The organism is Stenotrophomonas sp. 71799_Sma, assembly GCF_056482505.1.
The window spans coordinates 3964708-3985612 of the sequence record NZ_CM151202.1 but is presented as its reverse complement, the minus strand read 5'-3'; the positions used below and the strand labels follow the sequence as shown (position 1 = coordinate 3985612).

Sequence of the window (20905 nt, the reverse complement as noted above, 5' to 3'; positions counted from 1 at the left end):
GCGTGTCTCCTACACCTTCTCGACCTTGACCAGGATGCACTTCGATTCGGGCGTCTGCGAGTTGCCGTCACCGATGGCGTTGGTCAGCGTATTGGCGATGTATCCGGGCTTGGCCGCACCGAGGAAACCCCAGTGGATCGGCACGCCCACCTGGTGCACGGTTCTGCCATCAATCTGCAGGGCCTTGATGCGCTTGGTCACCATCGCCACCGCTTCGATATGCCCGCGCTTGGAACTGACGCGCACGCGGCTGCCGTTGTTGATGCCCAGCTCATCGGCCAACGCCGCGCCGATCTCGACGAACTGCTCGGGCTGGATGATGGCGTTCAACTTGCCGTGCTTGGTCCAGAAGTGGAAATGCTCGGTCAGGCGGTAGGTGGTGGCTACATGCGGGAACTCGTCCGGCGAACCGATCTGTGCGCGATCGCTGGCGAACACGCGGGCCGCCGGGTTGTTCAACGTCAGTGCCTGGCCCGGGCTGAGCGGGTTGCTGCGCAGCGGGGTATCGAACGGTTCGTAGTGCTCCGGGAACGGCCCTTCGGCCATGCCAGCCTTGGCGAAGAAGCGCGCGATGCCCTCCGGGTTCATGATGAACGGGCCCATGCCGCCGGCGGGATCTTCGTCGGCCTTGAAGTCGGGCACGTCCACGCTGCCCCAGTTTTTCCCGTTCCACGCCAGCAGCGTGCGCCGCGGATCAAACGGCTGGCCGGCCACGTCGCACGAGGCGCGGTTGTACATCACGCGACGATTGGCCGGCCACGCCCAGGCCCAGCCCAGCGTGTTGCCGATGCCAGTGGGGTCGCTGTTGTCACGCCGCGCCATCATGTTGCCGGTCGGGCCCCAGGCACCGATGTAGATCCAGCAGCCGGAGGCGGTGCTGCCGTCGTCGCGCAGGTCGCCGAATGCGGCCAGCTGCTCGCCGGCCTTGCGCACCAGCTTGGTTGGGTCCTTCGGATCGAACACGTCGGTCAGCGCCTTGCCGTTGTATTCCATCGCCAGTTCTTCCGGCGTCGGCAGTTCCGGGTTGGAGTACTTCCAGGCCAGGTCGCGCACCGGCTCCCACCACGCCCCGCCGTCCTTCTCGTACATCGCTTTGATGCGATGGAACAGCTCGGACATGATCTCGATGTCGCTGCGTGCTTCTCCCGGCGGGTTGGCACCCTTCCAGTGCCACTGCAGCCAGCGCGAGGAATTCACCACCGCGCCGTTCTCCTCGGCGAAGGAGGTGGTCGGCAGGCGGAATACTTCGGTCTGGATCGTGCTCGGGTCGACGTCGTTCAACGCACCGTGGTTCTGCCAGAAGGCGATGGTCTCGGTTTCCAGCGGGTCCATGCTGACCATGAACTTCAGCTTGGAGAACGCGCTGATCAGCTTGCCCTTGTTCGGCGCCGAGGCCAGCGGATTGAAGCCCTGACAGATGTAGCCGTGGATCTTGCCTTCGTTCATCAGCTCGTACGCCTGCAGCATGTCGTACGGCTTGTCGAGCTTGGGCAGGTAATCGAAACACCAGTTGTTGTCGGCGGTGGCGGCGTCGCCCCACCACGATTTCATCAGGCTGACGTGGAACTTCGGGTAGTTCTGCCAGAACGACATCTGGTTGGCGCGCAGCGGCTTCTGCGTGCGCTTGGCGATGTAGGCCTCGTAGTTCTGCTCGTCCTGTTTCGGCAGGGTCAGGTAGCCGGGCAGCAGGTCGGACATCAGGCCGATGTCGGTCAGGCCCTGGATGTTGGAATGCCCGCGCAAGGCGTTCATGCCGCCACCGGCCACGCCGATGTTGCCCAGCAGCAGCTGCACCATGGTGCCGGCACGCACGTTCTGCGCGCCGATCGAGTGCTGCGTCCAGCCCAGCGCGTACAGGATGGTCATCGCCTTGTCCTTGCCGGCGGTGGACGCGATCATCTCCCAGACCTGGCGGATGCTGTCCGCCGGCGTCCCGCAGATGCGTTCGACCATCTCCACGGTGTAGCGCGCGTAGTGCTGCTTGAGCAGGTTGTAGACGCAGCGCGGGTCCTTCAGCGTCGGGTCGCTGCGCACGAAGCCGTCGTCACCGTAGGCGTAGTCCCAGCTGGAACGGTCGTAGCTGCGCTTCTCCTCGTTGTAGCCCGAATACAGGCCGTCCTTGAAGGCGAACTCGTCCTTCACCAGGAACGACATGTCGGTGTAGTTCAGCACGTACTCGTGCTGGATGCGGTCCTCGGTCAACAGGTAGTTGATCAGACCGCCCAGGAACACGATGTCGGTGCCGGTACGGATCGGCGCATACACGTCGGCCACCGCGGCCGAGCGGTTGAAGCGCGGATCGACCACGATCAGCCGGGCCTTGTTGTGTGCCTTGGCCTCGGTCACCCATTTGAACCCGCACGGGTGTGCCTCGGCGGCATTGCCACCCATGATCAGGATCAGGTCGGCATTCTTGATGTCGACCCAGTGATTCGTCATCGCACCACGGCCTAGCGTCGGGGCAAGACCTGCCACCGTCGGGCCGTGTCAGACACGTGCCTGGTTGTCGAATGCCAACATGCCAAGGGAGCGGACGACCTTGTGGGTCAGCACCGCGGTTTCATTGCTGGTCGCCGAGGCGGCCAGCATGCCGGTGGTCAGCCAGCGGTTGACCGTCTGCCCGGCCTCGTTCTTCTGCACGAAGTTGGCATCGCGGTCTTCCTTCATAAGCCGCGCGATGCGGTCCAGCGCATCGTCCCAGCTCAGCCGCTTCCACTCGTTCGAGCCCGGCGCGCGGTACTCGGGGTAGAGCAGGCGCGACTTGCTGTGGATGATGTCGGCCAGGCCGGCACCCTTCGGGCACAGCGTGCCGCGGTTGACCGGATGGTCCGGGTCACCCTCGATATGGAAGATGCTCGGCTCGGCGTTCTTGGCGCCATCGCCGAGGCTGTACATCAGGATGCCGCAGGCCACCGAACAATACGTACAGGTGTTGCGGGTCTCGGTCGCGCGGGTCAGCTTGTACTGCCTGACCTCCGCGAGCGCGATGCCGGGCGCGAAGCCCATCAATGCCAGGCTGGAGCCGACCAGGGTTGTCCCGGTCACTTTCAGGAACTGGCGGCGGCTCATCGATGGCATGCCGTTCTCCTGGGATGGCGGGGAGGCGCAGGCCTCCGGGCTGTCGTTGGGTACGGCCCGGTTATAGCACAGGCCCCCGTACGCCCATGTGGCACAAGGCCCGGCGCCCGCCAGACGGGCGCGCAACGGGGCCGCTCTGGTAAAGTTGCGTGCCCGCCCCCCGGGGAAAGCGTCTGCCGGGCCTGGTTCCAGGATGTTCCGCGCAGCCCCCGCCGTCCTGGCGCGATCCTCCGCGCCGGATCTGGAACACCGAGGAAAAATTTTGCGAAATCAACCCGTTGGATCCCCCGCATGAGCGCCGCGTCGAAGCCGTCGGACGCCGTTGCGCGCGGCACGCTGTACATCGTTGCCGCCCCGTCCGGTGCCGGCAAGAGCAGCATCGTCAATGCCACCCTGGCGCGTGACCCACAGATCGCCCTGTCGATCTCCTTCACCTCGCGCGCGATGCGCCCGGGTGAAGTGAACGGCCAGCACTACCATTTCGTCTCTGCGGAGAGGTTCGAGGAAATGATCGCCGCCGGCGACTTCTTCGAGCATGCCTGGGTGCACGGCGACTGGAAGGGCACCGCCCGGCAGTCGGTGGAGCCGCAGCTGGCCGCCGGCCAGGACGTGCTGCTGGAAATCGACTGGCAGGGCGCGCAGCAGGTGCGCCAGCTGGTGCCGGGCACGGTCACCGTGTTCATCCTGCCGCCGTCCAAGCAGGCCCTGCAGGACCGCATGCGCAAGCGCGGCCAGGACAGCGAGGCGGTCATCGCCCAGCGCCTGGGCGCAGCCCGTGACGAGATGCTGCACTTCAACGAGTTCGACTACGTCATCGTCAACGAGGTGTTTGACACCGCCGTGGACGAGCTGTGCGCCATCTTCACCGCCAGCCGCCTGCGCCGGGAGGCCCAGAAGGTCCGCCACGCAGGCCTGATCCAGGCCTTGTTGACCCCCGATCCGGGCGCAACTGACTGATTCCAAAAGAATCGGGTAGGGGTTGGCTTGATTTTGTCCAGCCCCTGCCAGTACACTCCGTCCCCTTTCCCTCATTCGACTGAGCGGCCGACCGGTCGCCGGGAGCCCGTATGGCCCGCATCACCGTAGAAGATTGCCTGGAAGTCGTTAACAACCGTTTCGAACTGGTCATGATGGCTTCCAAGCGTGCCCGCCAGCTCGCCAACGGCGTGCAGGCCACGCTGGACAACAGCGAGACCGAGGACAAGCCGACCGTGCTGGCGCTGCGCGAAATCGCCGCCCGCAAGATCGACAACGCGCTGATCGACGAAGTCGAGAAGGCCGAGCGTGAGCGCGCCGAGCGCGAAGCGCTGGAGTGGGCTGCCGCGGAAGTGGTCGCCGACGAAGACATGTCCAAGAACGACGATTGATCGCATCGATCAACGTAATCGTTGGATGTGCCGAACAGCCCGCCCCGTGCGGGCTGTTTCGCATTCAGGATTTGCCGTAAACGTCGCGCTGGAATAGGCTGCGGGCATGAACCCAGGCCCCACTGCCAAGGTCGCCGCAGCCCCCGCTGCCGCCGTACCCGACTACGTCCTCCAGCTTGAACGCGCCGCCCATTACCTGCCGCCGGAACAGCTGCCGCTGCTGCGCCGTGCCTGGGAAGTCGGTGCCTCCGCGCACGCTGGGCAGACGCGCAAGTCGGGCGAGCCCTATATCACCCATCCGGTGGCCGTGGCCCAGGTGCTGGCCGAGCTCGGCCTGGACGTGGAAGCGCTGATCGCCGCGATCCTGCACGACACCATCGAAGACACCCCGCTCACCCGCGAGGCGCTGGCCGCCGAGTTCGGCGAAGCCGTGGCCGAACTGGTCGACGGCGTGACCAAGCTGGACAAGCTGAAGTTCCGCGACCGCCAGGAAGCGGCCGCCGAGAGCTTCCGCAAGATGCTGCTGGCGATGTCGCGCGACCTGCGCGTGATCATGATCAAGCTGGCCGACCGCCTGCACAACATGCGCACGCTGGGCGCGCAGAGCCGCGAAGCGCGCGGCCGCATCGCCCGCGAGACGCTGGAGATCTACGCGCCCATCGCCCAGCGCCTGGGCATGAGCCTGGTCAAGAGCGAGCTGCAGAACCTCGGCTTCAAGGCGCTCTACCCGTGGCGCCACGCCATCATTGAAAAACACATCCGCAGCCAGCCGGTGGTGCGCCGCGAGGCGATGGCGCAGGTGGAAGTGCAGCTGTCGCAGCGCCTGGCCAAGGAGGGGATCGAGCATCGGCTGATCAGCCGCATCAAGACCCCGTGGAGCATCTACAACAAGATGCGCGACGAGAACAAATCCTTCGACCAGGTGATGGACGTGTTCGGCTTCCGCCTGGTCGTGCGCAGCGTGCCCAGCTGTTACCACGCGCTGGGTTCGGTGCATGCCACGTTCAAACCGCTGGATGGCCGTTTCCGCGATTTCATCGCCATTCCCAAGGCCAACGGTTACCAGTCGCTGCATACGGTGCTGTTCGGGCCGTATGGTTCGCCCATCGAAGTGCAGATCCGCACCGAAGAGATGGACCTGATCGCCGAACGTGGCGTGGCCGCGCACTGGACCTACAAGTTCGGCGGCGATTCACCGAACAGCGCGCAGAGCCGCGCACACGCCTGGATCGTTGAACTGATCGACTCGCAGCGTGCCGCCGGTTCCTCGCTGGAGTTCCTCGACAACGTCAAGGTCGACCTGTTCCCGGACGAGGTCTACCTGTTCACCCCGAAGGGCAAGATCCTGGCCCTGCCGCGCAATTCCACCGCGCTGGACTTCGCCTACGCCGTGCATACCGACGTCGGCAACATGGCCGTGGCCTCGCGCGTGGACAAGAAGCTGGTGCCGTTGCGCACCAAGCTGGTGTCGGGCCAGTCGGTGGAGATCATCACCGCACGCTCGGCCACGCCGAAACCGCAGTGGCTGGAATTCGTGGTTACCAGCAAGGCGCGCACCGCCATCCGCCACCAGCTCAAGCAGCTGGAGCACGAAGACGCCGTGCAGCTCGGCCACCGCATGCTCGACCGTGCGCTGGAGGCGATGGATTCCTCGTTGGAGCGGCTGCCGAAGGGGCGCCTGGATGCGTTCCTGGCCGAGCACCGCTTCCCGCGCCTGGAGGCACTGCTGGCCGAGGTCGCACTGGGCAACTGGATGCCGACCCAGGCCGCGCAGGCGCTGATGGCCTACGCCGAACTGCGTGGCGGCCCGCATTCGCGCCACCACTCGCAGGAAAAGATCCTGATCAACGGCAGCGAGCGCGGCGTGGTCACCTTCGCCGGTTGCTGCCAGCCGATTCCCGGCGACGAGATCATGGGCTACCACACCGCCGGCAAGGGCATCGTGGTGCACCGCATGGACTGCCCGAACCTGGCCGAACTGCGCAAGTCGCCCGAGCGCTGGGTGCCGATCGGCTGGGACACCACCGTTTCCGGCGACTACGACACCTCGCTGGTGGTGGAAGTGGAGAACGGCACCGGCGTGCTGGCGCAGCTGGCCGCCGCCATCGCGCAGAGCCACTCCAACATCGAACGGGTGGACTACCTGGACCGTGACTTCAACGCCGCCGTGCTGGCGTTCAACATCCAGGTGCGCGACCGCAACCACCTGGCCGAAGTGATGCGCCGCCTGCGCCGCCTGTCGGTCGTGCAGTCGGTACGCCGCCAGTAATGCGAACCCGGTAGTGCCGGCCGCTGGCCGGTAACTTCGCGGTGCTTCCGACGTTCATGGGTTTGCCGGCCAGCGGCCGGCACTACCGAAGCGGCGCGGTAGATCCACGCCATGCGTGGATGCGCCCCCACCCGGTACAATCACCGCTCTGTTTTCCCCCAAGCACCGGAGCGACCCATGTCCCGCCAGATCATCAACACCGAAAAGGCTCCCGCCGCCATCGGCCCGTACTCGCAGGCCGTGCGCGCCGGCAACACCGTGTATTTCTCCGGCCAGATCCCGCTCGACCCGGCCACCGGCGATATCGTCGGCGCCGGTGACGTCGAAGCGCAGGCCCGCCGCGCCTTCGACAACCTCAAGGCCGTGGCCGAAGCCGCTGGCGGCTCGCTGGACAAGGTCGTGCGCCTGGGCCTGTACCTGACCGACCTGGGCGAGTTCGCCAAGGTCAACGCCGTCATGCAGGACTACTTCCAGGCCCCGTACCCGGCCCGTTCCACCATCGAAGTCTCCGGCCTGCCGAAGGGCGCCAACTTCGAGGTCGACGCGGTGATGGTCATCGACTGACCGCCACGTGGCACGCAAGGCGGCGGTCACCCCGGTCCTGTCATCGTCCGGCGAAGCATCCCTGGCGATGCTCGCCGGCGTCGGTCCGGCCGTGGCCGCCAAACTGCAGGCGCGTGGCCTCGCCACCCTGCAGGATCTCTGGCTTCATCTGCCGCTGCGCTATGAAGACCGGACCCGGCTGACCCGCATCGAAGACCTGCGCAACGGCGTGCCGGCGCAGGTGGAAGGGCGGGTGGTCGCGGTCGAGCGTGGCATGCGCTACCGGCCGATGCTGAAGGTCGCCGTGGAGGATGAAGGGCAGGGCACCCTGGTGCTGCGCTTCTTCCACTTCCGCCAGCAGCAGGTCGGCCAGTTTGCGGTCGGCAACCGGCTGCGCTGCTTCGGCACGCCCAAGCCGGGCCACCTCGGCCTGGAAATCGTCCACCCCAGCTACCAGGTGCTGGGCCGCAATGACGATCCCGAACTCGGCGACCGCCTCGACCCGGTGTATCCCACCGTGGAAGGCGTTGGCCCGATGACCATGCGCAAGCTGATCGGCCAGGCGCTGGACCGCCTGCCCGAGGAAAGCACGCTGGAACTGCTGCCCAGCGGTTGGCTGGATGGCCTTGGCCTGCCGTCACTGCGCAGCGCGCTGCTGACCGTGCACCGGCCGCCGCCGGATGCCGATCTGGCCGCGCTGGCCGCAGGCACCCATCCAGCGCAGCGTCGTCTGGCAATGGAAGAGCTGCTGGCCCATCACCTCAGCCTGCGCCGCCAGCGCATCGCCTTGCAGGCGCACCATGCGCCGCCGCTGGCCGGCCCCGGCAAGCTGGCCAAGGCGCTGCTGAAGCAGCTGCCGTTCGCGCTGACCGGCGCCCAGGCGCGCGTGTTCAAGCAGATCCGCGAAGACCTCGCGCGGCCCAGCCCGATGCTGCGGCTGGTGCAGGGCGATGTGGGCTCCGGCAAGACCGTGGTCGCCGCGCTGGCGGCGATGCTGGCGGTGGAGCAGGGCAAGCAGGTTGCATTGGCTGCGCCCACCGAACTGCTGGCCGAACAACATCTCAACAACCTGCGCGGTTGGCTGGAGCCGCTCGGTGTACGCATCGCGTGGCTGGCCGGCAAGGTCACCGGCAAGGCGCGCGCCAAGGTGATGGAGCAGGTCGCCAGCGGCGAAGCGCAGGTGGTGGTCGGCACCCACGCGCTGATGCAGGAGGCGGTGGTGTTCCAGGACCTGGCGCTCGCCATCGTCGACGAGCAGCACCGCTTCGGCGTGCACCAGCGGCTGGCCCTGCGCGACAAGGGCGCGGGCGGCAACAGCGTGCCGCACCAGCTCGTGATGACCGCCACGCCGATTCCACGCACGCTGGCGATGTCCGAATACGCGGATCTGGATGTGTCGGCCATCGACGAACTGCCGCCGGGCCGTACCCCGGTGCAGACCGTCGCGCTCAACAACGATCGTCGTCCCGAGCTGATCGAGCGCATCGCACTGGCCTGCCAGGAAGGGCGGCAGGTGTACTGGGTGTGCACCCTCATCGAGGAAAGCGAAGAACTGGATGCCACCCCGGCGCAGGCCACCTACGAATCGCTGCAGGCGCTGTTGCCGGGCGTGCGCGTGGGGCTGGTGCATGGCCGTCTGAAAGCCGCCGAAAAGCTGGCGACGATGGTGGCGTTCAAGGCGGGTGAGATCGATCTGCTGGTGGCGACTACCGTGATTGAAGTGGGCGTGGACGTGCCGAATGCCTCGCTGATGGTGATCGAGAACGCCGAACGCCTCGGCCTGGCCCAGCTGCACCAGCTGCGTGGCCGCGTGGGCCGTGGTTCGGCGGTGTCGCGCTGCGTGCTGCTGTACCAGGCACCGCTCTCGCAGATGGCGCGCGAGCGCCTGCAGACCATGCGCGAAACCAATGATGGGTTCGTCATCGCCGAGAAGGATCTGGAACTGCGTGGCCCCGGTGAACTGCTGGGCACCCGCCAGACCGGCCTGGCCGGTTTCCGCATCGCCGATCTCGCGCGTGATGCCGGCCTGCTGCCCGGCGTGCATGACCTGGCCGAGCGCCTGCTGGCCCAGCAACCCGCGCTGGCCGATCGCGTGGTGCAACGCTGGATCGGCACCGCCGTGCGTTACGCCTCGGCGTAATGCCGCATTGGTGGGTGTGGACCCTGGTCCACACATCCACGCATGGCGTGGATCTACTGCGCGCCGCGCGCGTGAGTCGAGCATGGCTCGACTCTACAGACAGCGCTTTCGATCACCTTCCCGTCATCCTCGCATGGCGTAGATCTACAGCGCCAAACGTTCCGACAGACCGGGTAGCACGAGATACTCGGACGCCTTCCCGACGCGCTCTTTGCTGACAAGCCCAGACGCCACCAATCCGTTCAGATCCTTCAACGCGGTCGGATAGGTAATGGTGTGTGCCGCCTGGTGGCTGGCGACGGTGTAGGTCCGGTCAGGATCCTTCAGCGCGTTGGCCAGCAACGCGCGCTGACGATGATTGAGAGGCACACCGCCAAGCCGGGCGGTTCGCAGCACGCGTCGCGCTGCCTGATCCTCCGCATGCTTCCTGGCGATGTAGGCATGCAAACCCTGGATCGATTGCTCAATCGCCTCCAGTTGTTGCGCCACGAAGTAGCCAAGATCCCGGTTGTCGCTTTCGGTGTAGAGGTAGGCCCGCATGTACTTGCCTGGGGACTCCTTCAACACGCTGGAAATGGAGAAGTACTCGGTCATCCAATATCCGGCATTCATCATCGCCCAGTAGAACAGTGCGCGTGCCGTACGGCCATTGCCATCCACGAAAGGATGGTCATAGCCAATCTGGAAATGCAGTGCGATGGCTTTGGCGACAGGATGGATGAACGGTGTGCTTTCCTCATTGATGAACGTGCACAGCCGCTCGATCCGTGCGGGCACTTCCTCGGCCGGAGGAGGGATGTGCAGCAGCGTAGGTGGTGAGCCGCGATCGAAGATCGCAACGTTGTCTTCGGCGGTTCTGAAACGCCCGCTGTCGGTTGGAAGCTCCAGCGTGCCGTCGGTGAGGATGCTGTGCAGCTCCAGAATCTCGCCGGGAGTGATCGGGCGTATGCCGCGCTCGCGGATCACGTTCATTGCCACGTAGTTGTTGTAGATCATGCGCTCGGACTGGTCGCGCGGCGCACGGCCTGTGCTCAGCATTTCCTTTGCCACCGCCCGCGTGGTCGAGGCGCCCTCCAGCTGCGATGAGGTCATCGCTTCCTCGATCAGCGAGCGGATCAGGAACCGTCCTTGGCCGCTGGCAGCATCCACACCCTTCACCGAGCCTGCGGCCTCCCGATCAATGTAGTGCAGGTGCCGCTGCATTGAATCGGTAAGTGCCAGCCTGAAGGGTTGCTGCGTCTTGTCCAGCAACAGCGGTAGCGGCTTCAGCAATGCTGCGCGCGTCCACGTGATGCCCAGCCACCATTGCTCCGCGTTCAGGCCCGCCGGTGGCGCTCTGTGGCGGACTTTGTCCCAGTGCTCATAGGCGCCGTTCACCTCGGGCCCGATCCGGGCGTCCAGGATGGTACCGAGGGTCTCCATGTACTTCCGGGTGAGGGTTGCCAGATCGGGAGCTGGCGCGGGCAGCTTCATGGTTGTTTTCTATAAAATGTTAAACACTTTTTATAGCAAATGATGTTGGGCGCTCCAAGCGACCCGAACTAGAATCTGTTCATGTTCGTGAGTGCGTTGGGCGGGGCGTTGGTGGGGCAACGGATCCAACCCTCTCCACTACATCTTTGCCGCCGGGGCAGACCGGTATTGCAACGGTCATCATCCCGGTCCACACTTCGTCGCCGATCTGAAGACGGCAACGATGACCCACAAGATCCCCCTGTTGATCGACACCGACCCCGGTGTGGACGACGCCCTGGCCCTGCTGATGGCCTTTGCCGATGAACGGCATGACGTGGTCGCCCTGACCATCGCCGCCGGCAATGTCGGCCTGCAGTACACCGTCCGCAACGCCCTCAAGCTCTGCGACATCGTCGGCCGCGCCGACGTACCGGTGTTTGCCGGCAGCCCGGATCCGCTGCTGCATCCCTCCGTTGACGCCGCCCACGTGCATGGCCGTGACGGCTACGGCGACGTGGACCTGCCGCCGCCGAGCCGCCAGGCTGAAGCCGAGCACGCCGCACTGGCCATCCTGCGCCTGTCGCACGAGCACGCCGGTGAACTGATGCTGGTGATGCTTGGCCCGCTGACCAACCTGGCCCTGGCACTGAAGCTGGACCCGACCCTTCCCGAGCGCATCAAGCGCATCGTGGTGATGGGCGGTGCGGTCACCTGCCACGGCAACATCACCCCGGCGGCCGAATTCAACATCGCGTTCGATCCGGAAGCGGCGCACGTGGTGTTCACTTCGTTCAAGCACCTGCTGGTGTCGGACTGGGAGGCCACCGTCGCCCATGGCCTGCCGCTGCAGGATGCTGAAAAGTGGCTGCAGGCTGATTCCGATCGCGCCCGTTTCTACGAGCTGATCTCGCGCAAGACCCGTGGCCTGTCCGAGGACAGCAAGGGTGGCCGCTGGTATACCGCCGATGCGGTTGCCATGGCCTGGGCGCTGAACCCGGAAGGGCAGCTGCAGGTCGAATCGCGGCCGCTGAACGTGGAGCTGAACGGTACGTTCAGCCGCGGCGCCACCATCGTCGACTGGAACCGCCAGACCGGCCAGCCGGACAACTGCGATCTGCTGATGGCCTACGACCAGCAGCGTTTCGAGGCCCTGGTGCGCCAGGCCCTGGGCGCGGACTGAAGTCTGTTGACCCGCACCGGTTGCCCCGAGCGGCAACCGGTGCTTATAATGCCGCTCTTGACCACCAGCCCATTTACGGTGTGAGCCCATGAAGGCCGATATCCATCCGAACTACCGCGACGTCGTCTTCCATGACGTCACCTCCGATTTCAAGTTCCTGACCCGCTCGACCATGGGCACGAAGGAAACCATCCAGTGGGAAGACGGCAACGAATACCCGCTGGTCAAGGTTGAAATTTCCTCTGCTTCGCACCCGTTCTACACGGGCAAGCACAAGGTCATCGACACCTCGGGCCGTATCGACAAGTTCCAGAAGCGCTACGCGCGCTGATCTGTCGATCCAGCTTCGAACCGACGGCCGCGCTCTGCGCGGCCGTTTGTTTTTCCCCAACGCCTACCCAACGGGCGTTTGGATGGACGGAACACTGCGTTCGGATGACAACGCTTTTGCCGATCCGGGCCGCTCAACGGCCGGCGTCTGGCCGCCTGTTGTATACGACTTCTGTCTAGCGCCGGGCAAATGCTGCTGTGCGATAATGGCGTGATCCCCGGCACAGGCCGAGGACGTCATTCACGTGCCTGACCAATGCGCTTGGGCAGGCGCCTTCCCATGAAGGAGCGCACACAGTGTCCGATCTTGATCAGGTCACGCTCAACGCCGGCGATAAGTCGGTCGTTCTGCCCGTCATCAAACCCACCCTTGGCAACGACTGCGTCGACATCGCGAAGCTGACCAAGGAAACGGGGTATTTCACCTACGATTCCGGCTTCACCGCGACGGCCAGCTGCAAGTCCGCCATCACCTACATCGACGGCGACAAGGGCGTGCTGCTGTACCGCGGCTACCCGATCGAACAGCTGTCGGAAAAGTCGAGCTACGTCGAAGTGGCCTACCTGCTGATCAACGGCGAGCGCCCGAGCGCCGAGCAGCTGAAGGCCTTCACCGACGAGCTGGCGGCTGAAGCCAACGTCGATGAGTCGATCAACACCCTGATCGGCAGCTTCGCCAAGGATGCACATCCGATGGCCATCCTGACCGCCGCCATCGCGCAGCTGTCGGGCATCTACCACGCCTCGCTGGACCTGTCCGACGCCGAACAGCGCCGCCAGGCCGCTGTGCGCCTGATCGCCAAGGTGCCGACCCTGTCGGCGCTGATCTACCGCCACGGCAAGGGCCTGCCGGCCAACAAGCCGGACACCTCGCTGGACTATGTCAGCCGCTTCCTGAAGCAGACCTTCGAGTCGGCTGATGGCCAGTACGATCTGAACCCGGACGTGGTCAAGGCGCTGGACCTGCTGTTCATCCTGCACGCCGACCACGAGCAGAACGCCTCGACCTCGACCGTGCGTCTGGTCGGCTCGACCGGTGCCAACCCGTACGCGTCGGTTGCCGCTGGCGTCACCGCGCTGTGGGGTCCGGCCCACGGCGGTGCCAACGAAGCCGTGCTGAAGATGCTGGAAGAGATCGGCAGCGCTGACAACGTCGAGTCCGCCGTGGTCAAGGCCAAGGACAAGACCTCCGGCTTCCGCCTGATGGGCTTCGGCCACCGCGTGTACAAGAACTTCGATCCGCGCGCCAAGGTCATCGGCGAGATGACCAGCAAGGTGCTCAAGCAGCTGGGCGTGCAGGATCCGCTGCTGGACGTGGCCGTGAAGCTGGAACAGGCTGCGCTGCAGGACGAGTACTTCGTCGCCCGCAAGCTGTACCCGAACGTCGATTTCTACAGCGGCATCATCTACAAGGCGCTGCAGATCCCGACCGAGATGTTCACCGTCATGTTCGCCCTGGGCCGTACCTCCGGCTGGGTCTCGCATTGGCTGGAACAGCAGGTTGACCCGGAAATGAAGATCGGCCGTCCGCGCCAGGTCTACACCGGCAGCGACGTGCGCGACTACCAGGGCTGATCGCCCGCGTAGATTGTGCCGAGAACGCCCCGCATCTGCGGGGCGTTTTTTTTGGAGCGGACCTGGTAGGTGCGGACCGTTGGTCCGCACGATTTCGGCGCCCGCGAAAAATCATCCACGCATGGCGTGGATCTACCACCGCATCCGCCTTCGGTAGGTGCCAACCTTGGTTGGCACGCTCTTCACCGCGCCAAGACCGCGTGATTCAAGGGTCTCGCCAGCTTCACAAGCGCTCGCGCAGCCTCAGGACGCCAGCTGCATCCGCAGCATCTGATCCGGAGCGTCCGTCCCATGAGTACCCGATTCGACCCACCCGAGCGCGGCCCGCTCGGCCCTGACGTCGGCACTGTCGTCGCCGCCCCCATCGTCGCCCCGCCAAGCGAAAGCGCCGTGTCCTGGGGTGCAATCTTCGCCGGTGCCGCCGCCGCCGCCGCGTTGTCCCTCATCCTGCTGATTCTCGGCGTGGGCCTGGGGCTGTCCTCGGTGTCGCCGTGGTCGTTCGAAGGCGTCAGCAAGGAAACCTTCGGTTGGTCCAGCATCATCTGGCTCACCTTCACTGCGCTGGCGGCTTCGGGTCTGGGTGGCTATCTGGCAGGACGCCTGCGTACCAAGTGGACGCAGATCCACGGCGACGAAACCTACTTCCGCGATACCGCACATGGCTTCGTGTCGTGGGCGGTGGCCACGCTGCTCACCGCCGGTCTGCTCACCTCGGCCATCGGCGGCGTACTCGGCACGGGCGCGAAAGTGGCCGGTGCCACGGCTGGTGCTGCAGTATCCACCGCCGGCGTCGCCGCAGCGGGCGCCGGTAGCGTTGCGGCGGCTGCACCGGAAGGCGACCTCAACTACTGGGTGGACTCGCTGTTCCGCAGCGCCACCAGCGCAGGGCCGTCTGATCCTGCAACGCCGCCTCCGCCGGGTGCGCCGATGGATCCGAATGCGGCCCCGTCGCCGCCGGTCGCAAGCGTCGGCCCGCGCGACGCGCGCATGGCCGCACCGCCGCGTCCGATGCCGGGTAATGGCCCGGTGGCTGACCGCCGTGAAGTGCGTGCCGAGGTGAATCGCATCATCGTCAACAGTCTGCAGGGAGATGGCCTGGATCCGGCCGACACCCAGTACCTGTCCCAGCTGATCGCGCGCGAGACCGGCATGAGTCAGGCCGAAGCGCAGGCGCGCGTGACCGATGTGCAGACGCGCATGCGTGCTGCGCTGGAGAAGGCCAAGAACACTGCCAAGCAGGCGGCCGACGACGCCCGCAAGGCAGCAGCGTATGCCGCGCTGTGGCTGTTCATCACGCTGCTGATCGGCGCGTTCTTCGCCAGCCTCAGCGCCACCTGGGGCGGCCGCCGTCGCGACCTGTAACCCCCGTTCCATGCAAGGAGACCTGCCATGAAAATGATTCTGCTCTGGTTGTTGGGCGTGCCGATTCCGCTGCTGATCCTGTACGCGATCTTCTTCTGATCGCGCGCCAATGCGAGGTCCACGCATGCGTGGATGGGTATTTGTAGGGTCGAGCCGTGCTCGACTCTACAAAACCTTGCTTCAGGATCTGAACGAATTCTGACACTGAGTGTCGCTTTCGCATCTTTTCGGATCTATTGCATAGGCATCACATCCGGGGCGATAGAACCTGAGGGCACTTACTCAGCCACGGAGACCACCATGAACCGACTGCTTGCCATTGCCCTCATCGCCACGCCGCTGGCTCTGCTGAGCCCGCACGCATTTGCCCAGTACACCGGCCCAGGCGCAGGAACCGCTGCCAGCACCGTGGCCGATGCGCGCGCCCAGCGCGACGACCAGCCGGTGGTGCTGCGTGGCAACCTCGTCGCCAAGCTTGGCCACGAGCGTTACCAGTTCCGCGATGCCAGTGGCCAGATCGAAGTGGAGATCGATGACGAAGACCTGCCGCAGCAGGCCATTGGTGCGGACACCGTGGTGGAACTGCATGGCAAGGTCGATACGCATCGGTTCAAGCCGACCGACATCGATGTTGATCGCGTGGCCGTGGTGCCCGCAGGCTGAGGCTCGCGCTCATTGCGACATGTAGAGTCGAGCCATGCTCGACTCGCACGCACAGCGCGAACAGCAGTCGAGCATGGCTCGACTCTACAAAGGCGAGGCAATGAGGTTTGTTGTATTCAATGGATGAGGAAAATTGCATAGCCATGGCCGGTGGATCCACGCCATGCGTGGATGGCCCACTGTAGAGTCGAGCCATGCTCGACTCGCACGCATAGCGCGAACAGCGCGAACAGCAGTCGAGCATGGCTCGACTCTACAAAGGCGAAGCAATGAGATTTTTTGCATTTACCGAATGAGGGAAATTGCATAAGCCTGGAACGTTGAACTAATTCAAAGATTCTTCTTAACGTTCAACGTTTTAGGAATGCTTGAATGGCCTGCAGGACAATGGGTTCCTAACATTCTCTCCGTCGCCCGCAACCACCTCTGCGGGCGGCGCCTCCCTCCCTTTCTCCTTAGGGGAGGGGGGCTTTCTCATTCCCCCCTTGTCCGAGAGAGACAACCCATGCACGCCATTCTCAAGAAGGCCGCGCTCGCTGCAGCGCTGGCCACGGCTTCGCTGTCCGCGCACGCCGTGGAAACCAAGATCTCCGTCTACGCCGACGTCGACCCAACCCTGGCCCTGCTGCGTGATGACGGCAGCGCACTGCCGGACGCCGTCACCCTGACCCATGATCCGCTACGCGGCCTGGTGCCGAGCACCCAGCATGTGCGCATCCACTCCAATGATGAAGCCGCCGATATCGAGGCCAAGATTGGTAGCGCCTTCGTGCTCGCCAACGGTGATGGCAAGGTTACTGTGCCGATGACGGTCAGCCTCAACAACCGCGCGCTGGCAGTGACTCCGATTGAGTTCAAGGCCGCCGATCTGTTCACCGGTGCCGGTTCCACCCCGGGCGCGTCGATCTCGATGCCGCTGGTCATCGCGCAGACCACGCCGGCCCCGATTGCCACCAAGGGTGCCTACACCGGCATCGTCAACATCGTGCTGAACCAGAAGGCCACCACGCCGTAACTCCCGCGCCGGCCCGCACGCCGGGCCGGCTGCCTTTCCAGCGGTACCCCCATGACCCCACACGCCCCCGCCATCACCCGGCTGGCGGTCGCGCTCGCCCTGGCGCTGGCAACGCCGCTGGTGGCGGCGCGCGGCGTCCCGCCCGGCTTCGAGGATCTGGTCGAAGGCCAGACCGAACAACTCGACATCCAGCTGTTCGGTCGCTCGGCCGGGCTGTCGCCGGTGCGCGTGACATTGGAACACGTGCAGCTGGAAGACCCGGCAGGCGTGCTGCAGGGATTGGACCTGTCGGCCGAGGCGCAGGCCGCGCTGCTGCCCGCATTGTCACAGCCCATGCCGCGCAACAGCCATCTGGCCTGCCGCTTCGGTGGCGCCACCGCCGGCTGCGGCTATCTCGATCCACCGGACGACCCCGCCGCCGTGCGCGCGCTGTACGACGAAGGCGAGGGCGCGGTGCGCCTGTTCGTTGCCCGTCAATGGATTCCGGGCAAGCCGGCTGCCGAGCGCTTCCACACCGTCAGTGCCAACGCCGAGAACGCCTTCCTGCACCAGCAGGTGATCAATGTCAGCGGCAGCCGCGACTACCAGACGCTTTCCGCGCGTGGCACCGGCGTGCTGGGCCTGTTCGATCGCGGGCATGTCTCCGCCGAATGGAACTTCAACCAGCAGCGCTACCGCGGCCGCGGCAGTGACAGCGCGTTCGAGTTCGACAACGTTTATTACCGCCATGACCTGGGGCAGGCGCATTACCTGCAGGCCGGGCGCATGGACCGCCGCAACCTGTCCAGCCCGCAGGGCGGCACCTTCAGTTTCAGCATGCTGCCGCTGGACCGCCTGCAGGGCCTGCGCGTGGGCACCACCCAGGCCTATGTCGACGCCGATGCCGCCGTGCAGGCCACGCCGCTGACCGTGCTGCTGGCGCGCGATGCACGCGTCGATGCCTACGACGGCACGCGGCTGCTGCAGACCTCCTACCTGCAGGCCGGCATCAACCAGATCGACACCCGCAACTTCCCGTTCGGCAACTACAACGTCACCCTGCGCATCTACGAAGACGGCGTGCTGGTGCGCAGCGAAGACGCGCCGTTCGACAAGGGCGGCGACTGGACCAACAGCCAGTGGCAGTGGTTCGTGCAGGGCGGCCAGCGCAACGAGCGCCGCAGTGACCGCTTCGATGGCGAACGCGTGGCCGTGGCCGGGATGCGCGTGCCGCTGGGCCGCGACGTGGCGATGGTGGCCGGCGCCGCCGACCTCGGCGGATTCCGCTATGGCGAACTGCGCGTGGACCTGCGCCGCCTGTACGCCACCCAGGAACTGCGCGCCAGCATCGGCGGCATGCGCGGCAACGATGGCAGCACCGGCCAGCAGCACCAGCTGTCGTACCGCCGCACCGCATCCTGGAACATCTACCAGCAGCGCATGCGCGGCAAGGCCTGCCAGTTCGAGGCCGACGCCCGCGACCAGCTGGGCTGCACCAACTCGCTCAGCGCCTCGATGGCGCTGCCGCTGGCCGGTGGCAGTGCCTATGTGGGCTACACGCGGCGGCAGACCTGGCGCGCCGGGCGCGAGCTCCCCGGTGCAGAGGGCGACCCGCTGGCCGGGCTGGACCCGCTGCTGCCACCGCCGCCGCCGTGGCAGCCACGTCGCGAGCCGCAGCTCAGCCGCACCTGGCAGGCCAGCTTCAGCCGCAGCCATCGCTGGCAGGATTTCAGCGTCTCCACCCGCGTGGGTGTGTGGCAGCAGCGCGCCAGCGACAGCCTGCGCGGCAGTGACCAACGTGATCGCGGCATCTACTTCAACCTGAGCCTGACCCGCCTGCTGCGCGGCACCGCCGGCAGCGGCCAGCGCCGCTACAGCGTGGACGTGCGCCAGCCGCAGCACCAGCGCCCGGACATCAACTACAGCGTTGGCCACAGCCTGCGCCAGGAAGTCGATGCGCAGTACCGCGAGCTTTCGGCCGAACTGCGCGCCAACAACAGCGACCGCTACAGCGCCACGCTCAGTGGCCAGCTGCAGAACAGCCTCGGCCAGAGTGGCGCCACGCTGGCGCACTACCAGCAGCGCGGCCGCAGCGAGACCGCCTACAGCGGCATGCACAGCTCCGGCTTTGCACTGGGCAAGCGCGGCTTCTACTGGAGCGGCAGCAACGGCGCCGACGCCGGCCTGGCCGTGCAGGTGTCCGACACCGACGACGTTGACCTGCGTGGCGTGGCGGCCGAACTGCAGGTGGGTGGCCTGCGCAGGCAACGCCTGCAGATCGGCGAGCGCCGCTTGCTGCCGCTGTCGTCGTACCAGTCGCACCGCGCTGAAGTGCAGGACGCCAGCACGCTGGACAGCATCGCCGCCATCCGCGTGACCGGCGTGGGCGGTGCACGGCCGATGTTCCTCAGCCCCGGGCGGCTGATGCGCATGCCGGTGCCGATCGAGGTGACCTACACCTTCATCGGCAACGCCAAGGATCTTGCCGGCGCGCCGCTGGGTGGCGCCCGCATCCTCAACGCGCCGGTGCCCGGCACCAGCGCCAACGGTGGCTTCGTCGCCGATTTCCCGCGTCGTGAAACAACGCTGTACCTGCTGCAGGACGACCGCCTGCTGCACTGCCCGTTGCAGGTGCGCGAGCGCCGCCAGGTGGTGCTGCTGGTCGGCGCCGTGCATTGCGAGCCGCTGGCCGTGGCCCAGCTGCCGGCAGAGATCCGCCAGCAGGCACGCGTGACCCGGCTGCTGCAGGAACGCGCGTTGATTGCCGCCACGCCCCAGACCGCTGCTGCAGGAGGAACGCCATGAACCGGCGTGTGTTGTTGGTGTTGATGCTGGTGTGTGCGCTGGTGGTGCTGGCGCCGAGGGCGTGGGCACAGTGGCCGCCGGAGACGCATCCGGCGGATCAGAGCCGGGACATCGTGATGACGTGGGATCGCTCAGCGGTGCCGGGCGATGTGGAGTTGTGGGCGCCGCGGACGGTGCTGGGATTCAGTCACGACCTGACGATGAAGTATGGGCAGATCCATGTGGTTTGTGGGTCTGCTTCTGATCCTGAATTTGGAAGGTGCGAGACAGAGGGAAGGACGAACATCGTTTTGGGCGAGTCGGAGATCTGGCTTCGGATGGTCGAGCAGCGGACTGGCCTACGTGCCGATGTTCGCGCAATTGGTAACGTGCGGAGGGTGTTCTCCGGCCGCATTTGCTCTGCCGATTTCTGGGACAAAGACAAGCGCTGGCTAAATGCTGCGTTCTGGTTCGAATGCTCTCCAGGCGTGGAGTTTCCCCTTGGAACGGGGGCGGAACTGGTCCTTCCTAAAGCCGAACTTTCCAGGCTTGTAGCAGGCCACTGGAAGGCCACTATGCGCCTGAACATCAAAGCTGACCCAGCCGCCGCGCCGGTCGCCACGGCCACCTTCAACTTCGACTTTACCGTCACCGACTACGACGCGATTTCAATCTACTTCCCCGGCTTCGACGGCGTTGCACCGCTGGTCAACATGGACCTGCGCTATGACCCCATCCGCAAGGTCGTCGCCGGGCGCAAGGACGTGGACATGTGCCTCTACGACGGCGTGGGTTCGCAGAGCGAATTCCTCGGCGTCACCGTGCGCGACAGCGGGCCACGCCCACCGCCAGGGCGGGACTTTGCGGTCTGGCATCAGGATGGCGGCAGCGACGACACCCAGCGCCTCGACTACCAGGTCGGCCTGAACTACGGCGGCAACCTGCTGGCGATGAAGCATGGCGAGGAACAGCTGCTGCGTGGCATCGACAGCGCGCAACTACGCATGGTGCTGCTGCCAGGCATCAGTCAGCCCGTGTACTGCGTGCCCACGCCGCTGACGCTGGAAACACCGCCCACGCCCATCGCCAGCAAACGCCCCGGTCTCTACGACGGCGAGCTGACGGTTGAGCTGCGCTTGCCGACCGCCAAACCCTGATCCCCACG

Annotated in this window: 15 protein-coding genes; 13 read left to right on the top strand and 2 right to left on the bottom strand. The window is 65.6% G+C overall.

The annotated features are described in order from the left end of the window. Window positions 1-9: 9 nt before the first annotated feature. On the bottom strand, window positions 10-3078 hold the full coding sequence (fdnG, locus tag ACZK4Z_RS18430; RefSeq protein WP_148099971.1) for a formate dehydrogenase-N subunit alpha: 3069 nt from the start codon (window positions 3076-3078) through the stop codon (window positions 10-12). Between the two features lie 291 nt (window positions 3079-3369). Here fdnG and gmk point away from each other — a divergent pair, with 291 nt between their 5' ends. The 5 genes from gmk to recG all read left to right on the top strand — a co-directional run bounded on the left by gmk (window position 3370) and on the right by recG (window position 9397). Next, on the top strand, window positions 3370-4035 hold the full coding sequence (gmk, locus tag ACZK4Z_RS18425) for a guanylate kinase (protein ID WP_005414359.1): 666 nt from the start codon (window positions 3370-3372) through the stop codon (window positions 4033-4035). 110 nt (window positions 4036-4145) lie between these two features. Next, complete coding sequence (gene rpoZ, locus ACZK4Z_RS18420) at window positions 4146-4445, top strand: DNA-directed RNA polymerase subunit omega (RefSeq protein WP_005410877.1); 300 nt, start codon at window positions 4146-4148, stop codon at window positions 4443-4445. Between the two features lie 106 nt (window positions 4446-4551). Then, window positions 4552-6714, top strand: coding sequence for a RelA/SpoT family protein (locus ACZK4Z_RS18415; RefSeq protein ID WP_005410876.1), 2163 nt, complete (start codon window positions 4552-4554; stop codon window positions 6712-6714). A gap of 177 nt (window positions 6715-6891) precedes the next feature. Next, on the top strand, window positions 6892-7278 hold the full coding sequence (locus ACZK4Z_RS18410) for a RidA family protein (protein WP_005410875.1): 387 nt from the start codon (window positions 6892-6894) through the stop codon (window positions 7276-7278). A 7-nt stretch (window positions 7279-7285) separates the two neighbouring features. Then, complete coding sequence (recG, locus tag ACZK4Z_RS18405; RefSeq protein WP_125894092.1) at window positions 7286-9397, top strand: ATP-dependent DNA helicase RecG; 2112 nt, start codon at window positions 7286-7288, stop codon at window positions 9395-9397. A gap of 144 nt (window positions 9398-9541) precedes the next feature. Here the strand turns inward: recG and ACZK4Z_RS18400 are convergent, their stop codons facing one another. Next, window positions 9542-10870: a Fic family protein gene (locus tag ACZK4Z_RS18400; RefSeq protein ID WP_125894093.1), complete on the bottom strand. Its 1329-nt coding sequence runs from the start codon at window positions 10868-10870 to the stop codon at window positions 9542-9544. Between the two features lie 223 nt (window positions 10871-11093). On the opposite strand from ACZK4Z_RS18400, the gene ACZK4Z_RS18395 reads away from it, so the two are divergent. From ACZK4Z_RS18395 to ACZK4Z_RS18360, 8 genes are all read left to right on the top strand, one after another. Then, window positions 11094-12032: a nucleoside hydrolase gene (locus tag ACZK4Z_RS18395; protein WP_032127836.1), complete on the top strand. Its 939-nt coding sequence runs from the start codon at window positions 11094-11096 to the stop codon at window positions 12030-12032. A gap of 88 nt (window positions 12033-12120) precedes the next feature. Continuing rightward, entirely contained in the window at window positions 12121-12363 is a 243-nt protein-coding gene (locus ACZK4Z_RS18390) for a type B 50S ribosomal protein L31 (protein ID WP_005418951.1), read from the top strand. Window positions 12364-12659: 296 nt separating this feature from the next. Further along, a complete protein-coding gene (locus tag ACZK4Z_RS18385; RefSeq protein WP_032127838.1) occupies window positions 12660-13937 on the top strand; it encodes a citrate synthase in 1278 nt (425 codons plus the stop codon). Window positions 13938-14228: 291 nt separating this feature from the next. Continuing rightward, complete coding sequence (locus ACZK4Z_RS18380) at window positions 14229-15299, top strand: hypothetical protein (protein WP_125894095.1); 1071 nt, start codon at window positions 14229-14231, stop codon at window positions 15297-15299. 300 nt (window positions 15300-15599) lie between these two features. Further along, window positions 15600-15962 (top strand): NirD/YgiW/YdeI family stress tolerance protein, encoded by a 363-nt coding sequence (locus tag ACZK4Z_RS18375; RefSeq protein ID WP_125894097.1) that lies wholly within the window; start codon window positions 15600-15602, stop codon window positions 15960-15962. Window positions 15963-16467: 505 nt separating this feature from the next. Beyond that, entirely contained in the window at window positions 16468-16977 is a 510-nt protein-coding gene (locus ACZK4Z_RS18370; protein WP_106469007.1) for a CS1 type fimbrial major subunit, read from the top strand. Between the two features lie 51 nt (window positions 16978-17028). Further along, window positions 17029-19761, top strand: a complete 2733-nt coding sequence (locus ACZK4Z_RS18365) for a TcfC E-set like domain-containing protein (RefSeq protein WP_478450980.1) — start codon at window positions 17029-17031, stop codon at window positions 19759-19761. Continuing rightward, on the top strand, window positions 19758-20897 hold the full coding sequence (locus ACZK4Z_RS18360; protein WP_478450979.1) for a CfaE/CblD family pilus tip adhesin: 1140 nt from the start codon (window positions 19758-19760) through the stop codon (window positions 20895-20897). Before ACZK4Z_RS18365 ends, ACZK4Z_RS18360 begins: the two co-directional genes overlap by 4 nt. Window positions 20898-20905: the final 8 nt, after the last annotated feature.

What these genes read in the sequence shown, in the direction of transcription:
- ACZK4Z_RS18395 (WP_032127836.1), top strand. Translation starts at nt 11,094, where the DNA reads ATGACCCACAAGATCCCCCTGTTGATCGACACCGACCCCGGTGTGGAC.
- ACZK4Z_RS18360 (WP_478450979.1), top strand. Translation starts at nt 19,758, where the DNA reads ATGAACCGGCGTGTGTTGTTGGTGTTGATGCTGGTGTGTGCGCTGGTG.
- rpoZ (WP_005410877.1), top strand. Translation starts at nt 4,146, where the DNA reads ATGGCCCGCATCACCGTAGAAGATTGCCTGGAAGTCGTTAACAACCGT.
- ACZK4Z_RS18375 (WP_125894097.1), top strand. Translation starts at nt 15,600, where the DNA reads ATGAACCGACTGCTTGCCATTGCCCTCATCGCCACGCCGCTGGCTCTG.
- ACZK4Z_RS18365 (WP_478450980.1), top strand. Translation starts at nt 17,029, where the DNA reads ATGACCCCACACGCCCCCGCCATCACCCGGCTGGCGGTCGCGCTCGCC.
- ACZK4Z_RS18415 (WP_005410876.1), top strand. Translation starts at nt 4,552, where the DNA reads ATGAACCCAGGCCCCACTGCCAAGGTCGCCGCAGCCCCCGCTGCCGCC.
- ACZK4Z_RS18410 (WP_005410875.1), top strand. Translation starts at nt 6,892, where the DNA reads ATGTCCCGCCAGATCATCAACACCGAAAAGGCTCCCGCCGCCATCGGC.
- ACZK4Z_RS18390 (WP_005418951.1), top strand. Translation starts at nt 12,121, where the DNA reads ATGAAGGCCGATATCCATCCGAACTACCGCGACGTCGTCTTCCATGAC.
- ACZK4Z_RS18400 (WP_125894093.1), bottom strand. Translation starts at nt 10,870, where the DNA reads ATGAAGCTGCCCGCGCCAGCTCCCGATCTGGCAACCCTCACCCGGAAG.
- gmk (WP_005414359.1), top strand. Translation starts at nt 3,370, where the DNA reads ATGAGCGCCGCGTCGAAGCCGTCGGACGCCGTTGCGCGCGGCACGCTG.
- ACZK4Z_RS18370 (WP_106469007.1), top strand. Translation starts at nt 16,468, where the DNA reads ATGCACGCCATTCTCAAGAAGGCCGCGCTCGCTGCAGCGCTGGCCACG.
- ACZK4Z_RS18380 (WP_125894095.1), top strand. Translation starts at nt 14,229, where the DNA reads ATGAGTACCCGATTCGACCCACCCGAGCGCGGCCCGCTCGGCCCTGAC.